General features: G+C 41.4%; 11 protein-coding genes. 10 read left to right on the forward strand and 1 reads right to left on the reverse strand.

Annotated elements, in window-relative coordinates:
• Positions 1–119: 119 nt before the first annotated feature.
• Positions 120–563: a YidH family protein gene (locus tag AACU32_RS01735; RefSeq protein ID WP_096597261.1), complete on the forward strand. Its 444-nt coding sequence runs from the start codon at positions 120–122 to the stop codon at positions 561–563.
• Positions 564–922: 359 nt separating this feature from the next.
• Here the strand turns inward: AACU32_RS01735 and AACU32_RS01740 are convergent, their stop codons facing one another.
• Complete coding sequence (locus tag AACU32_RS01740; protein WP_096597263.1) at positions 923–1417, reverse strand: hypothetical protein; 495 nt, start codon at positions 1415–1417, stop codon at positions 923–925.
• A gap of 986 nt (positions 1418–2403) precedes the next feature.
• Here AACU32_RS01740 and AACU32_RS01745 point away from each other — a divergent pair.
• The 9 genes from AACU32_RS01745 to AACU32_RS01785 all read left to right on the forward strand — a co-directional run bounded on the left by AACU32_RS01745 (position 2404) and on the right by AACU32_RS01785 (position 16688).
• On the forward strand, positions 2404–4107 hold the full coding sequence (locus tag AACU32_RS01745; RefSeq protein WP_096597265.1) for a potassium channel family protein: 1704 nt from the start codon (positions 2404–2406) through the stop codon (positions 4105–4107).
• A gap of 106 nt (positions 4108–4213) precedes the next feature.
• Positions 4214–5455 (forward strand): bifunctional ornithine acetyltransferase/N-acetylglutamate synthase, encoded by a 1242-nt coding sequence (gene argJ / locus AACU32_RS01750; RefSeq protein WP_096597267.1) that lies wholly within the window; start codon positions 4214–4216, stop codon positions 5453–5455.
• An 89-nt stretch (positions 5456–5544) separates the two neighbouring features.
• Positions 5545–6291 carry a Mut7-C RNAse domain-containing protein gene (locus AACU32_RS01755; RefSeq protein WP_096597269.1) on the forward strand — a complete coding sequence of 249 codons (747 nt, stop codon included), beginning with the start codon at positions 5545–5547 and terminating at the stop codon, positions 6289–6291.
• A gap of 65 nt (positions 6292–6356) precedes the next feature.
• The gene (locus tag AACU32_RS01760; protein ID WP_096597271.1) at positions 6357–7304 is read left to right on the forward strand and encodes an ROK family protein; all 948 of its coding nucleotides are present in this window, start codon (positions 6357–6359) and stop codon (positions 7302–7304) included.
• A gap of 910 nt (positions 7305–8214) precedes the next feature.
• Complete coding sequence (locus AACU32_RS01765) at positions 8215–9594, forward strand: serine/threonine-protein kinase (protein ID WP_096597273.1); 1380 nt, start codon at positions 8215–8217, stop codon at positions 9592–9594.
• A gap of 74 nt (positions 9595–9668) precedes the next feature.
• Positions 9669–11165 carry an ABC transporter substrate-binding protein gene (locus AACU32_RS01770; RefSeq protein WP_096597275.1) on the forward strand — a complete coding sequence of 499 codons (1497 nt, stop codon included), beginning with the start codon at positions 9669–9671 and terminating at the stop codon, positions 11163–11165.
• Positions 11166–11341: 176 nt separating this feature from the next.
• On the forward strand, positions 11342–11917 hold the full coding sequence (locus AACU32_RS01775; RefSeq protein ID WP_096597277.1) for a hypothetical protein: 576 nt from the start codon (positions 11342–11344) through the stop codon (positions 11915–11917).
• Between the two features lie 469 nt (positions 11918–12386).
• Complete coding sequence (locus AACU32_RS01780) at positions 12387–14846, forward strand: methyl-accepting chemotaxis protein (RefSeq protein WP_096597279.1); 2460 nt, start codon at positions 12387–12389, stop codon at positions 14844–14846.
• Between the two features lie 144 nt (positions 14847–14990).
• The gene (locus tag AACU32_RS01785; protein ID WP_096597281.1) at positions 14991–16688 is read left to right on the forward strand and encodes an ATP-binding response regulator; all 1698 of its coding nucleotides are present in this window, start codon (positions 14991–14993) and stop codon (positions 16686–16688) included.
• The last annotated feature ends 69 nt before the right edge of the window (positions 16689–16757 follow it).

The following is a 16757-nucleotide window of genomic DNA, read 5'->3' on the forward strand; positions in this document are numbered from 1 at the left end:
CTGCCAGCAGATATGTTTTTGAGAATTTTCCGCAGATTCTCTATTATTTAAGGAATGAATTTTTCTCTTGTAGCACTTATGTATAATCAGTCGGGGGATGGTGAAATAGGAAAAAACTAATGGATAAAATCCCGAAAATAGACCGTCAACGTGAGCATCAAGCAAATGAGCGTACTTTTTTGGCTTGGCTACGTACTTCTATTGCCTTAATTGGCTTTGGTTTTGCGATCGCTCGATTTGGTCTATTTTTGCATCAGCTTAATTTGGTAATAACACAAAAGGAACCCCCTGTCAATGAATTATTCAATTCAGAAAGTTTAGGGATTATTTTAGTAATTGCTGGCATTATGACCATTGCAATAGCCGCTTGGCAATACAATCAGGTTTACTGGCAAATTGAACGAGGTAACTATCAACCTCATCGGTTCTCAGTTTGGATAATTACCGCAGTAGTCATAATTTTAGGATTATTGAGTATTCCGATACTGCTGTTACGTAATTCAGTTTCGCCTCGTCCATCTTCTGTAATTACTCAACCTCAGTCGCGGAATGTGGGGCGCTGAAGAACTCCAACCGGCTTAGAGTCGCTCAACTTTGGGATATGTCCCATTAAATACTATTTTCCATCCAAATAAAAAAGAAGCTACAAACACGCAGCTCCTGGAGAAAATCAATGAGAAATGATTGTTGATTCTGCTGATATAGCTGCTGAGTATGGCAGCTATATGGGCAATGAGGAATAAACTAGCTTTAAGCCAGGGATGAACAGCTACTACTTTGTTAATGTCCTGACCCATTATTGAGTAGTAGCCGCTCTTAGCCCTTACATAAGTAATTAAAACCGTTTTCATCAAAGAAAAGTACAGACAAAAGTCATGAATAAAGCATGACTTTCGTCACAAAACACTAAGCGTAGATAATCTTAATCAGCGATCGCCCATCGGACATAAGGACGAGAAGCGGCTACAGTTTTGTAGGAAATTTCTTTCGCAGGTGCATCAATTTTGCGCAAGTCTACACGAAAATAGGCTTGTTTGTTCTTAAACTGGACGCTATAGAAGTTATATTCTTTACCTTGAGTTTGACCAACACAAGAAGCGTAATCATCCCGTAGCGGTGAGACAAATTCCACATACTGCTTAGTAGATGACACTAACTTAGTAGAGTCAGCGATTGCTCTAGTATCTGCAACTACTGTATGTTCTGCTCCACCTTCATAAGGCAAGACAAACCACCACAGTCCAATTGTTTTCGGACAATTGCCAGCGCTACGTTGTATATTTAGGGTCACATTGGGTGCAGAAATAGGCCCAGGTGGTGACTCTGGCTGTGTTTGTGCTTTAGCTGAGATTATTCCTGCTACCACTAGGGGCGATATAATTCCACTAAGGATTGTTAATTTTACTAAGTTATTCATACCTTAAAGCCTTCCAGGTTCAAGCTATCTAAATAATATTGACTCGATCCATCTGGTCAAAGTGCCAATTTATCTAGTGAAGGCAGAGGGCTGGAGGCAGGAGGCAAAAGCAAAAACGCCCTCAGGGACATCCAATTTTTTAAATACCCAATAAATTTGTAGTGCGAGCCTCTCGGAAGCTAATGTTAAAAAGTTGTAGTGCGAGCGTCTCGCGAGCTAATGTTAAAAAGCGAGCAAGAAGCTCGCACTACGGAATATGGGTAATTTATTCCAATTCAAATAATGTTTGCGACACATAAATTATTCATAAGGGTACAACAATGTTCATACGTGTCAACTTAACGTGAAACCCTTGCCTGGATATGATTTGATACAAAATCACGTACCACCAAGATCCGCGCTACCCCACCCCAGTTTTGTCTAAAAGCCAAAACGTCCCCTCCCCGTAAACGGGGAGGGGATTGAGGGGTGGGGTAAAATGCCTGTGGAATAAGCGTTTTGACTTAAGTTGACACCAATGAACAATGTTGTGCCCCTACCAATCTGTCGCATTCTTTTTTCAAATTGGTATTATTTTTTGTAAGTCCCCTAGGGTATGGAGTCTTAATTGGGATGCTCTCTGCAATGGCATAACAAGGCGATGCAATGGCATAACAAGGTGATGCAATGGCATAACAAGGCGATGCAATGGCATAACAAGGTGATGCAATGGCATAACAAGGTGATGCAATGGCATAACAAGGTGATGCAATAGCATTGTGACTCGATACAATGGCATTGTCAGGCGATGCGTAGACGCGATCGCGAGTGCGTTTCCAAGAGAAGCGGCTTGTCGTAGACAGCGCTTAATTTTTAAAACAGTCGCTTCATTTTAAATTTTAAATTGATTACCGTGTTGTCAGTTACAGTTCTTAGCAAAGGAAGTGGGCAACAATATTAATCAATATCTCCGAATGCAGCCCCTTATATCATAATGCTGCTATTTCATGAAACCTCGAATTATTGTTTGTGGCTTAGGACGTACAGGATATAAAGTCTTTCGGTTGCTCAGACAGCAGGGTGCATTTGTAGTTGGTATTCATCACAAACCCATCCCTGGTGAATCCGCCCCAGATGTGATTGTTGGCGATTTACATACAGCTGCTACCCTAACAGCAGCGGGAATTGAGCAAGCGCAAACTTTAGTGATTGCTAGTTCCGATGATGCACGTAATTTAGCAATTATGTTGCAAGCGCGGGTATTGAATCCCGAAATTCGGATTATCAACCGCTTTTATAATACAAGTTTGGCTGAACGTCTCGATCAGACTTTGCCAAACCACTTGAGTATGAGTGTGGTAGGTTTGGCTGCACCAGTGTTTACTTTTGCTGCACTGGGTAATCAAGCGATCGGACACATTAAGTTATTTCAAAAAACTTGGCCAATTCAAGAAGAATATATTGATGAATACCATCCTTGGCTGGGTCATAAACTCAGTGAATTATGGGAAGATCGTTCGCGGATGCTGATTTATTATTTACCTGTCAAAGGTAAGATGAATTTGGTTTCGGCATTACTATCGGGACAAGAATTAAAAGTAGGCGATCGCATTATTGTTGGTATCCAACCCCGCGTCCGTCCTCACCGCAAATCATGGGTAAGAAAACTGCTCAAAGTCTTTACTAGCTTAAAGCAATTTCAAAAACATGCCCAATCGGTGGTAGCGATGGCAGCGGTGCTATTAGTAATTATTTTACTTGCTACACTCACCTATGTTTCTGCTAGTTTAAATATCTCTTTTGTCGATGCCTTATATTTTGCAGTCGGCATGATTACCGGAGCAGGTGGTAATGATAAAATAGTAGAAAATGCTCCCAATAGTATCAAGCTATTTACTGTAGTAATGATGCTAGTTGGTGCAGCAGTGATTGGTATTTGGTATGCGATGCTTACCGATTTTGTTCTCGGAAATCGCTTCAAACAATTTTGGGATGCAGCCCGGATACCCCAGCGTCATCACTACATAGTTTGTGGCTTGAGTGGCATTGGTGTGAGAATTGTGCAAGAACTCCACGCCAGTGGACATGAGGTGGTAGTAATTGAGACTGACAGTAACAACAGATTTGTCAACACTACTCGCGGACTTGGCATACCTGTAATTCAAGGTGATGCTAGCTTCCGCGCCATCCTCCAAGCCAGTAATATTAACAATGCAACCGCAGTGCTAGCTGTTACTAGTAACGATGCCATTAACTTAGAAATTGCCCTCAAAGCCAAAGGATTATCACCCACAATTCCCGTCATTGTCCATTATGCTGACCCTGATTTTGCCGGCATGGCACAACAAGTATTTGATTTCGAGGCGGTACTCAGTCCGGCAGAATTAGCAGCCCCAGCTTTCGCCGCAGCAGCACTAGGCGGACGTATCCTCGGTAATGGAATTACAGCCGATAGCCTTTGGGTAGCTTTTGCAACGATGATTACCCAAGTACACCCCTTTTGTGGTGAATTGGTGAAAGATGTAGCCATGTCAGCTGACTTTGTGCCTTTGTATGTAGAAGCAGCTAATCAAACGTTGCACGGTTGGGATTTATTAGACACCCAACTCAATCCTGGGGATATTTTATATTTGACGATGCCAGCGAATCGGTTATATCAATTATGGCGTGATGAGCGATCGCAGGTGATGGTGACAGGGAATAGGGAATAGGGTTGATTGTTGACGGTTGACTGTTGACGGTTGACAACTGACAACTGACCACTAACAATTGGTATAATCGCCTGTCGAGCCACTATATAGTTGTGAGAGAATAATCATGGCAGACTGGCAGGAGATTACTGGTGGGATCACAGCACCAAGGGGATATCGGGCGGCAGGAATTACCGCAGGTTTAAAGCCTTCAGGATTACCCGATTTAGCTTTGATAGTATCAGACGTAGAAGCGATCGCAGCGGGTGTATTTACCACCAGTCAAGTTAAAGCCGCCTGCGTAGATTATTGTCGTCAACGTTTACAAGCTAAACAGAATGCGCGGGCGATTCTCTGTAATGCAGGACAGGCAAATGCTGCTACAGGTACTCAAGGCTGGTTCGATGCTCTAGAATCAGCGATGATAGTCGGACAAGCTTTTAACATCCCTAGCGAATCGGTTCTGTTGGCTTCCACTGGGGTAATTGGACAGCGCATCAAGATGGATGCACTGAAAGCCGGAATTCCTTCACTAGTAGCCGCTTTGTCAGAAACAGGTTCAGATGATGCCGCTGGGGCAATTATTACTACAGACTTGGTGCCTAAATCTATTGCTTTAGAGACAACTATCGGCGATCGCCCGGTGCGCATTGGTGGGATTGCCAAAGGTTCGGGCATGATTCACCCCAATATGGCCACTATGCTGGCATTTGTTACCTGTGATGCAGCTGTGTCACCTACTTTATGGCAGCAAATGTTAAGTCGGGCGGCGGATAGAAGTTTTAATTCGATTACAGTTGATGGTGATACCAGCACCAATGACAGTTTAATCGCTTTAGCAAATGGTCAATCCCGCACCCCAGCTATTATTGAAAAGGGGACAGAAGCGGAAAGACTAGAGGCCATGTTAACAGCAGTTTGTCAGCATTTAGCCAAAGCGATCGCCCGTGATGGGGAAGGTGCAACTTGCTTAATAGAAGTACAAGTTACTGGCGCACATGACGAAATTTCCGCCCGTCAAATAGCTAAAACCATCGCCGGTTCATCCCTAGTTAAATCGGCAATTTTTGGCCGCGATCCCAACTGGGGACGCATCGCCGCCGCCGCCGGACGTGCAGGTGTACCCTTTGAGCAAGAAAATCTGCAAATCAAGCTAGGGGATTTCTTATTACTAGAAAATGGTCAACCTCTATCATTTGATCGTGCAGCAGCCAGTGCTTATTTGAAACAAGCAGCAGCCGGCGCGTATCTTAAAGAAGACACAGTCTTAATTTCTGTGAGCGTTGGTAATGGTCATGGTACAGGTAAAGCTTGGGGTTGTGATTTAAGTTATGACTATGTGAAGATTAACGCCGAATACACAACTTAAATAATTCGTAATTCATCTAGCTGGATTTAGATTCCCGACTTCTTAAAGAAGTCGGGGATCTGAAGAATTAAATTACGAATTAAATAAATATGGCTGTTGCTTATTTCCATTTCTACGCTGAACTAAATGATTTTCTCCCCCGAAATAAACGGCGGATGAAAATCACCCATAATTTTGCGGAAAGAGCCTCGATTAAAGACATGATTGAGTCTTTAGGCGTTCCCCATCCTGAAGTTGATTATATAAAAGTCAACGATATATATGTAGATTTTTCTTATATTGTCCAGGATGGAGATATCATTCATATCTATCCCATTTCTGTAACTGACATTACTACACCTACAGTGTCAGTGCGTCCACAATCGCTGAGTGTCATTCGCTTTGTTCTCGATATTCATTTAGGCAAACTGGCCACATCATTAAGGCTTTTAGGCTTTGATACTTTATATCGCAATGATTATGCAGATGAGGAATTAGCAGAAATTTCCCATACACAAGCGAGAATTCTGTTAACTCGGGATAAGGGTTTATTAATGCGTAGTTTAGTTCATCATGGCTACTACGTCAGAAGTACTAATCCTCAGCAACAAATATTAGAAGTTCTCCGCCGCTTCGATTTATTTAATTTAGTATCGCCTTTTCAAAGATGTTTGCGTTGCAACGGCTTACTAGAATCTATAGCGAAAGAACAAATTATTGACCAATTACCAGAAACTGTGCAATTACAGAACAATGAATTTCATCGCTGTCAAGAATGCCAGCAGATTTATTGGAAAGGAACACATTATGAACGCTTGCAACAGTTCATTGATGGCGTACTTGAACAAAAAGAATGAATTGATAATTTATCATCCGCTTCAATTACGAATTACGAATTACGAATTACGAATTACGAATTATTATGACATTAATATTAGCTCTTGACTTTGGTGGAACTAAATTAGCAGCAGCAACGGTAAATCTTGGTTCTAGAGAGTGGTTGCGTTATGAACGCCGGCTGTCTCCAGTGAATGCAGATGCTAACACGGATTTAGAAATTATGCGATCGCTCGTTCACTCTTTGTTGCAAGATACCAAACCTGCGGCGATTGGTGTCAGCTTTGGCGGCCCTGTAGATGCGACTACCGGATGTGTGCGACTTTCCCATCATGTTGCTGGCTGGGAAAATCTTCCCCTAAAACAATTGTTAGAGCAAGAATTTGGTGTTCAGGCTTATGTAGATAATGATGCCAATATAGCTGCTTTAGGGGAACACCGCTTTGGTGCAGGTCAAGGTTACGACAGCTTATTTTACATCACCATTAGCACTGGTGTCGGTGGTGGTTGGATACTCAATAATCAGCCTTGGCGCGGTTCTGTTGGGATGGCTGGGGAAATTGGACATATAGTTGTCGATCCCAATGGCCCAGTGTGTTTGTGTGGAAAACGGGGATGTGTGGAACGTTTAGCTTCCGGGCCATATATGGCGCAAAATGCACGGGAACTATTAACAAGGGAACGCAAAATCGGTACAATATTGCGGGATTTGGTAGGCGATAATTTAGACTTAATCACAGGGCAGTTAGTCAGTCAAGCTGCGGCATCTGGGGATGATTTAGCACAGGAAGTTTTACAAAAATCGGCTTGGGCGTTAGGTGTAGGTATTGGCAATGTTGCAAATTTAGTCAACCCCCAATTGTTTATTTTAGGTGGGAGTGTGACCAAAGCGGGAAATCGATGGTGGGAAGTTTTATCTCAAGTAGCGAGGGAAACAGCATTACCAGAAGTTGATTTGAAAATTGTTCCCGCCGCTTTAGGTGATGATGCGCCATTGTGGGGTGCTGTTGCACTTACTCAAGTACGCCGGTAGGGGCATGGCACTGCCCATACGTGTCAACTTAACGTGAAACCCTTACCAAGACGTGATGAGCGAATTCTCTCACTTAACATCATGATCCGCGTCACCCCACCCCGGCTTTGCTGACGCAAAACCTCCCCTCCCCGTAAACGGGGAGGGGATTGAGGGGTGGGGTAAAATGCCTGTGGGATAAGCCTTTTAACTTAAGTTGACACCAATGGGCACTGCCATGCTCTTACAATTATCTGTACCTCACCAACTTGCAATTTGCTGTAAATTATGCCGTTAAAGTCGTTGACGGTTCACAGTTAACACTCAACCGTCAACCGTCAACAATAGCTTGGCTCTGTTGGGTTTCGCAGAGCCTCAATCCAACCTACGATTTTTCTCAAAATTTCGGGGATATCTAGTCATCTTTAGATGACTTTTGCTATTAGACTAGGAATTCATTCTTAGTCGGGCGGGCGACGTTAAGTTGACACCAATGCATTATTTTTTCAAATTGGTATAAGTCCAGTAATTTTGTAGTTAGATTTTACCTGATTTACTCAACAGAATGATAAATTTACAAGCAGCGATCGCACTCTTACCTTAGACCTCAGCTTAAACACATATTCATTCCCTAAGCACTACATCTACTAATCCTGTTTTATTAGCAATTTAGATTATTAAAATCAAAATGACAAATGACAAATGACAAATGACAAATGACAAATGACAAATGACAAATGACAAATGACAAATGACAAATGACAACTGACAAATGACAACTGACAGTTTTAACCTAATAACCATCCTAGCGCTCTCTGCCCTTGTCTATCTGCCTTTCTATAAGAATTATTAGTAAAAACTAAACATATTCCAGAAAATAACTGAATTTAAGGTATATTTTAATTATTCAGAAAATGACAGCGATAATTCTATGATCTGCTGCCTCAACCCAGATTGTCCAAATCCTCAAAATCCTGACAGTTCAAACTTTTGCCTCAGTTGTGGAACAGGTTTAGTAACGCTACTGAGAAATCGTTACCGCATTATCCAACCAATAGGTAGAGGCGGGTTTGCGCGTACTTATCTTGCAGAAGATGTAGACAAGTTAAATGAACAATGTGTTGTTAAACAGCTAGTTCGCGGTCAATTTTATGGTGGTGGTGGTAGTGAAGCCCAAAAGAAAGCAACAGAGTTGTTTGAGCGAGAAGCAAAACGCCTGCAAGAGTTGGGAAAACACGATCAAATTCCCACACTGTATGGCTATTTTAAAGAAAATGACTACCTATATTTAGTACAGGAATTAATTGTTGGACAAAATTTATTACAGGAGTTAAAACAGCAGGGAGCATTTAGTGAAACTAAAATTAGACAACTATTGAATGATTTATTACCTGTGCTGGAATTAATACATCAGCAACAGGTGATTCACCGAGATATTAAGCCAGAAAATATTATTCGCCGTCAAAGTGATGGTAAGTTAGTGCTAATTGATTTCGGTGTATCTAAACAAAAAACAGAAGCAATCAGTACTTCACCAGGGACAATTATTGGTTCTTTGGGGTATGCACCAATTGAACAAATGCAGTTTGGTGAAGCTTATCCTGCTAGCGATCTCTACAGTTTAGGAATAGCTTGTTTTCATCTTTTAACTATTTTTCCGCCATCTCAACTATGGCTAAAACAAGGCTTTAGCTGGACTCATAATTGGCGCAACCAAATGACACAGCCAATTAGTGAGGAATTAGAGCAAATTCTTGATAAATTATTGCAAGAAAACCATGAACAGCGTTATCAGTCAGCGAGGGAAGTTTTGCAAGCATTGAATTCGCCGATGCCTGCACAGTGGAATGTCCCTCACACATTAATTTCACCACAGCCACAGCCACAGCCACAGCCACAGCCACAGCCACAATTAAAACCACAACATACTCATCTTTCCCAATTATCCTTGAGGAAATTACTGCCTGGGGTTGCGATCGCAAGTACTGGTGGTTCGTTTTTAGCTATTATCTTATTGAGTTTTTTAGGAAAGACAGTAATTAGTTGGGGACTATGGTTGCTAATCTTAGGCGGGTTAATTTTTACCCAATCTCGGTCTTTGTTTGAAAAGATTTATTTATTGATTATTGCAGTAATTACAAATTTATTCATTTTTTCGGTATTCCACAATTTACCGCTAAAGAATCTTTGGCAATCAGGAACAAATGGGTTGATAGTTGTATTCTTATTAATCATACTTGCTGGCTTATTGGCATTTATGCTGATGGTGACATCCCTACTCGTGGACAAGTTAATTGCTAGATATTTTTGATTATGTAAATTATTTTACTTTTTTTTACAACTGCGTTTAGATAAATTTGATACAAATTAGAGGGGTAGCGATCTATGACACCTAAGGATGAAAATATTCGGTTGCTTGTCTCTTTGGGAATTGCTGGGGTGATGGTAGCAGGGATTTTATGGTTGGTTAGCAAAGTTTCTCCTCAAGCATCTAACTCACCCAGAACAGATTCAATGGTGTCACCGGCAGTGAAGATTTCAACTTCTCCAGTTTCAACCTCTCCAGTTTCCTCGTCTCCAGAATGGATGAGTAAAGGTGAAAAAATTTTAGTCACAGCCGATAAAACAGATGAGAAAGCAGCGGGAATAAAAGCTTTTAACTCTAGTGATTTTGGTACTGCTATTATCCAATTCCAAGCATCCCTACAAAAGCAGCGCAATGATCCAGAGACATTAATTTATTTGAATAATGCCAAAGTAGGTAACTCGAACGCCTTAAAGATAGCCGTAATTGCTCCGATTGGTACTAGTCTGGCGGAGGCGCAAGAGACTTTACGTGGTGTGGCGCAAGCCCAAGAAGATGTTAATACCAGTGGCGGTATTAATGGAGTAGCATTACAAGTTGAGATTGTCAGTTTGAATAACTTTGGACAGCTAGAACAAATAGATAATGAATTGGTTAAAGACAGCAATCTTTTAGCAGTAGTAGGTTTTGGGCGCAACGAAAATCTTTATAAACAAAATAGTTTGGTGAGAGTTTCCCCAGGTAGTGGAAGAAGTCAACCAGGACAAAATCAGACAAATGCGTTGGGGGATAGCAAATATGTCTTTAATATTAGCCCTAATCGGAGTATTTTCAATCAAGCTTTAGCAGAATATATTGTGAAAAAACAACGGCGCACGAATATCGCTATTTGCCGAGATTCCTCATCCAATAATAATCAACAAACATCTAACCAAGAAAGACCAAATCAAGAAGTTGTCAAAGAATATAGTGATTTAATTAATCAAGCTGGGGGAAAAGTTAGTAGTACAGAGTGCGATTTAGGAGCGGCGAATTTTAGAGCAAGTGATTTTATCGCCAAGGCTACTAGCGATGGAGCAGAAGCTATACTTCTCATCCCCAGATTTTCTAATATTAATCCAGCGATTGATGTGGCAAAAGAGAATCGAGGTAGACTAGCACTTTTTGGTTCGCAACAACTCTACAGCGGTAAGGTTTTAAAGTTTGGACAAGGAGATGTCAAAGGGATGGTAGTGGCTGTACCTTGGCATCGGGATGCTAACCGGAATATGAATAAAGGTAATTCCTTTGCTGACAGAGCCGCTAAGCTTTGGGGTGGAGAGGTAAGTCCGCGAACTGCTACAGCTTATGATGCAATGCAAGTAATTGTCACCGGCTTAAAAGAGAATAAAACTCGCCAAGGCTTACAAAAGGTACTAGCGAATCCTAATTTCTCAGCGATGGGAGCAACAGGTAAAATTCAGTTTACACCATCAGGCGATCGCCAAGGTGGAGTTTTTCTAGTCAAAATTGAACCTTGCGATCCAAGTAAGCCTTGTCCTTCTGGGACTGGCTACGATTTTGTGTTAGTACAATAAATGCGTAGACGCGCAGCAGTTTGTCGTTAGAGAATGTTTTAAAAGTCCTGTCTTCGGTAGCAAAACATTCTAGATCCCCCTAAATCCACGCCACTTGCTTCTCCCAAGGGGAGACGCTGCGCGAACAAGTCGGGGAACCCGCAAGGGCGCAGTGGCTCCCCTTATTAAGGGGTACTTTGAGTCCAGTTCCCCCCTTTTTAAGGGGGGCTAGGGGGGATCTGAAAGTACTTATAATCACAGCCAATCACTTTTCAAACAACCTCTTAGACATCGCAAAAGCTATATTGGCAAACCCAAAAGCTATTTCTGAGAACCCAAAAGCTATATTGGCAAACCCAAAAGCTATTTCTGAGAACCCAAAAGCTATTTCGGAGAACCCAAAAGCTATTTCGGAGAACCCAAAAGCTATTTCGGAGAACCCAAAAGCTATTTCGGAGAACCCAAAAGCTATTTCGGAGAACCCAAAAGCTATATTGGCAAACCCAAAAGCTATTTCGGAGAACCCAAAAGCTATATTGGCAAACCCAAAAGCTATTTCGGAGAACCCAAAAGCTATTTCGGAGAACCCAAAAGCTATTTCGGAGAACCCAAATGTAAGTCAAATAGCAAGGATATCCGCCACAAGGCAGTTATTTCAAACTATTGAGTTATGTGGAAGCTTAAAATTTATATTTTTTTTTATACAAATTATTTTTATGTATTCTAAGTGTGGATTTAGGTTCACATCTGGGTTTTTTCGTCTTAAGATGTAGATAAAGATACATCTTTAAGCAGAAGAAAAAATTTTTTTAATTTAGTAAGTCCATCAAGCTACTTGCTGGCTTTTAAATAATTCAAACATTTTGCTAATGTACTTCTGCTAAATTAAGCACTAATATAGTCAATACGAAAAAGTATCAATTTGGTGCATCAGACCTCAAAGGAAAAGCAAAAGTCTCAAGAGTGTACATAAAGCAATCTCAGGTTTTGAGAGTAATTTGTAACAGTCTTACAAAACTCTTCTTGGCCCTAATGCTGTATTAAATACGCTCCTATGCCAAAGTCTTATATCTAACCAAGACAAATTTAGGCTTTTTTGGCTTCACCTTTGACTATGCCGCATTAAGACCCCGCCCTTAAGAGCGGGGTCTAATAAGTGCACTACCCTACCAACTAAGTTGATGAATGTGGCGACGGTTGTTTTTTATTGAATAATTTCTGTAGAATAATCTGACTAGATTTATGACTAAGTCTTCTCATCAAAAGCAAGTCGGTGACAAAAGAATTAATCAGTTACAGGGTAGTCAGCATAATGTAGATAGTTCAAAACTGCCAACACTAATTCAATTTTCTCATCGTCGGCAGCAAGGATTGCACAATTGGAGTTTGAAGAAAAAAGCCATAATTTGGTCTTGTGCTATCAGTATGCTCCCCATGCTGGCAATTGGGACTGCAACTTATTATATTGGCAATAAGCTAATTACTGAGCAGATTCCAGAACGGGAACAAGTAAGCGCTCAAGAGTTAACAGCAAGTAAACTAGCACTACAAACACAGCTATCGCTGTTGTTATTGGTCACAGGAGTAACAACTGTGTTGGTAGGTGCGATCGCGGCAATTTTGGCAAATCGCGCTATACGTCCACTATTGAATGCTGCTGCACTCTCTAACAACATTGTACAGAGATTACTACCAGAAAATGTGGGTATTGGCGCTGCTACCACGAGCAACAACGAACTGCTGCTCTTAGAGAAAAACATCAGCTTAATCAAAAAACAGCTACCAGATTTACTCTGGAAACAAGAAGTGGAAGCGGAACAGGTACAAGTTTTGATGAACATTACCCGCAGCATTCACGAATCTCTCAATGAAGATGATGTTCTCAAAACCACCGTTGAAGAAGCCCGCACAGCCTTAAGGTGCGATCGCGTCACCATTTTCCGCTTCAATCCTAGTGGAGAAGGAATCTTTATCGCCGAATCAGTAGCATTTGGTTTACCAAAAACTTTGTGGGCGACTGTCAAAGACCCTTGTTTTGATGAAGGGTGTGTGAAAAAATACCAAGATGGATACATTTTTGCTATTGATGATATCTATCAAGCCGATCTCAGTGATTGTCATATTGGCTTGCTAGAACGATTTGCTGTCAAAGCAAATTTAGTTACACCCATTCTCAAAAAAGGGCAACTATACGGCTTATTAATTGCCCATGAATGTTCTAAACCCCGCTTTTGGCAGCAGTTTGAGATAAATTTGTTCGCCCAGATCGCTACACAATTAGGATTTGCTCTCAACTACACTAGCCTGCTGGAACAGCTAGATAACAAAGCCAATCAAACTCAGGTATTTGTCAATATTACCCGCCGCATTCGCGAGTCACTCAATGAAGAGGATGTACTCAAAACCACGGTGGAAGAAGTCCGCAAAGCAATTAGCACTGACCGAGTCATAGTTTATGGTTTCGATGCCGATTGGTATGGTACTGTGATTGCAGAATCAGTGCTGCCCGGTTTTCCCAAAGCTTTACAAGCCAACATCAAAGACCCCTGTTTTGCCGAAGGTTATGTAGAAAAATACCAAGCAGGTCGAGTCCAAGCTATCAGTGATATCTCTAAAGCAGGGTTGACTGAGTGTCACATTAACCAACTCGCACCCTTTGCTGTTAAAGCCAATTTAGTCGCGCCAATTCTTAAAGGCGACAAGTTATTTGGCTTATTAATTGCACATCAATGTTCTACTGCCCGTGATTGGCAACAACACGAGATTGATTTATTCACTCAAGTCGCCATGCAAGTGGGATTTGCTCTCGATCATGCCAGACTTCTCAATCACGTAGATCAATCATACCAAACTGCGGCAGCGACCTCCGATCAGCAGCGTCAAAAACAAGAACAGATGCAGCTTCAAGTTTCCCAACTGCTTAACAGTAGCAATACAGTTGTGCATACCTTGTATACAGAGATTGTTCCGCAGCAGATGCAATCGATTAATTCCATCTGCAATCAAATTCAAATGTTGAGTAATTCAGCTGAGGAATTGAATGTCTGTGCCCAACACATGGAACTCCAAGAACAGCAGCTGAGTCAATGGATACAGGATGAAAATCATTCAATTAATCGGCTTTTAGATAGTATCTGTGCTATTCAACAAACAGTTGTAGACGCAGCCGAAAAAGTCAATCGGATCGAGCAACCTTCCCAAAAGCTTTCTGAGATAGTCAGTCTCATGAGTAATGTGGTTTCGCAGATGAAACTCCAAACCATGCACACAGCACTGGAAGCATCTCGTGCAGGCGTTGCTGGTCAACAATTTGCAGCGATCGCCCAAAAAGCGCTTTCTTTAATACAACAGTTAGACTCGGATCTGTCCGTCATTCAACCACTGGTGTCCCAAATTCAGACAGAAAGTCACTCTATGATTGTGGCGATTGAGTCTAAAGCCGAACAGGTAAACAGCGAGACTGCATCAATAGAAGAAACTCAGCAGCAATTCAATCATGAGGCGATCGCTATCAGTCAGCAAATAAAAACACTAGTGGCAGAAATTACTAAGGTTGCTGCTCTTCAATCCCAGACTTCTACCGAAGCAAACCAATCTATTTTGGCAGTTGCTCATATTACCAATCAAACTTCAGAGCAATCCCTAGCAATGGCAGAGTCTTTAGCTAATCTGGCGAAATTTGCTCAAGAAGACTTGTCTTGAAAATGGGGATAGGTGGAGCGGAAGCGGACAAGGGAAGGGAGATAAATAAGAAATAATTTATGCCCAATGCCCAATGCCCAATGCCCAATGCCCAATGCCCATTGACTATTGACTATTGACTTAATTAAATACAGGAACATAAGTATGGTTCTTGACTTTGGTATAAAAAATTCTATAAACCAAAAATTTGTCCAAGAAGCTTTAGGACTTCTACAACAAATTCACAATGGATTGCTAGAACTGCCACATAACTATACTGCTGCTAAGATGCGGACTCTGGTGCGAATTACCCAGCTGATTAAAGACGCAGCAGATCAGGTTGATTTAACTGACATTCAAACTCTAGCCTATCGTCTGGAGAAGATTTTTAGGTTTTTATCGCTGGAGAATAACGTACTTAACACGGATATGACAGCTTTGCTGATAGAAGCTAATGAATACTTGGGAATACTAATTTTGGCTCAAATTAATGGCAAGTCTGATGATGCAGTGAACGTATTAGCAAAAGCAGAATCAGTGTTTGCTCATTTAGAGTCAAGAAACCATAACCAACAAGTAGCAGTTAATTCAGCGCCAACAACCAATTTGAAGACAGATAGATCAGGACTAATTCCCACCACAGAGGTGACTCAGGCATTAAACAACCTAGAAATGATTCTGACTCAATCGCCAGCTGATAATTTAGTAGAGAAACTTAAATTAGCAGCAAATGTGTTTTTGGACTTTGGCGATCGCTTAAAAATTTCGGAATTTGTGGCGATCGCCCAAGTTACTCTAACTACCCTGCAAGCCAGCCCAAAAGCCGCTCAAATGATTGGGCAGATCGCCTTGACAGGTTGGCGTGCAGCTTACGAAGCCATCTTTAATCAAGATGTTTCTCAACAGATGACACCGCAACTTGCAACGCCAAAGCATAACCATAGCCCAACACTACCACTAACAGGGAAAACTGCTAATTTATTTGTCTGGTTGACAGATAATACTGTTTTTACAGTGAACTCCAATCACGTTGTCGAAATTTTAGTTGCTGAAGCTGATGAGATTATCTATTCCCAACAAAAGTTGTTTTTACATTGGCAAGGTAAAATTATCCCCACCTATCAACTATCGAGACTGCTAAAATGCGCTAATTCGGCTGTCGCAACTTCCGAACTTGCTTTGCCAGAATTTTCCTCTCAAAATCTTCAGCCTGAACCAACATTAATACTCAGCCTAGGGCAGCAAATTTTCGCTTTACAACCAGAGATTGAATCTTTGATTGCAGAATCAGAGTTAGTGATCCAACCTTTGGAGTCATCAGTTAAAGTTAATAGTCATGTTTATGGTTCTACTACTTGGAAAGACAGACAGTTGCAAGTGATTGATGTGGCTGCACTGTTAAGCGAAACGATTGACCAAAGGCCAGAGATTCCCGCAACGGCTAAATTGTTGGATGCACCAAACACAGCAATATTTAGCAAAAAACCCACGATTCTGGTGGTAGATGATTCCAAGAGTGTGCGACATCTGGTATCTTTAGCTTTGCAAAAATTCGGTTACAAAGTTTTACATGCAGAAGATGGGCAAGAGGCGATCGCTCAGTTGCAGCAAAATTCCGATATTCAACTAGTGATTTGTGATGTTGAAATGCCTAATATGAATGGCTTTGAGTTTCTTACTTATCGTCACAAAGACCCATTGCTAGCACAAATCCCAGTGATTATGTTGAGTACTTGCAGTACTAATCAGCACCGCATGTTAGCAATGCAATTAGGAGCTGCTAATTACTTTACAAAACCTTATGTTGAGCAGGAATTTATCGGGGCGCTAAAGTTGATTTTGTCACAGAAAAGCTATTGTTAACCTGAGTTCGACAGACCTTACCCACCTAACCTCCCCCCGCTGCTTTCTTAGGGTAGAGTAAAAAAATTA

The organism is Calothrix sp. NIES-2100 (assembly GCF_963875285.1).
Classification (GTDB): Bacteria; Cyanobacteriota; Cyanobacteriia; order Cyanobacteriales; family Nostocaceae; genus Aulosira.

Bases quoted from the DNA above. Each gene is read 5' to 3' on its own strand.
- AACU32_RS01740 (WP_096597263.1), bottom strand. From the start codon at position 1,417: ATGAATAACTTAGTAAAATTAACAATCCTTAGTGGAATTATATCGCCC.
- AACU32_RS01735 (WP_096597261.1), top strand. From the start codon at position 120: ATGGATAAAATCCCGAAAATAGACCGTCAACGTGAGCATCAAGCAAAT.
- AACU32_RS01745 (WP_096597265.1), top strand. From the start codon at position 2,404: ATGAAACCTCGAATTATTGTTTGTGGCTTAGGACGTACAGGATATAAA.
- AACU32_RS01780 (WP_096597279.1), top strand. From the start codon at position 12,387: ATGACTAAGTCTTCTCATCAAAAGCAAGTCGGTGACAAAAGAATTAAT.
- AACU32_RS01755 (WP_096597269.1), top strand. From the start codon at position 5,545: ATGGCTGTTGCTTATTTCCATTTCTACGCTGAACTAAATGATTTTCTC.
- argJ (WP_096597267.1), top strand. From the start codon at position 4,214: ATGGCAGACTGGCAGGAGATTACTGGTGGGATCACAGCACCAAGGGGA.
- AACU32_RS01770 (WP_096597275.1), top strand. From the start codon at position 9,669: ATGACACCTAAGGATGAAAATATTCGGTTGCTTGTCTCTTTGGGAATT.
- AACU32_RS01765 (WP_096597273.1), top strand. From the start codon at position 8,215: ATGATCTGCTGCCTCAACCCAGATTGTCCAAATCCTCAAAATCCTGAC.
- AACU32_RS01760 (WP_096597271.1), top strand. From the start codon at position 6,357: ATGACATTAATATTAGCTCTTGACTTTGGTGGAACTAAATTAGCAGCA.
- AACU32_RS01785 (WP_096597281.1), top strand. From the start codon at position 14,991: ATGGTTCTTGACTTTGGTATAAAAAATTCTATAAACCAAAAATTTGTC.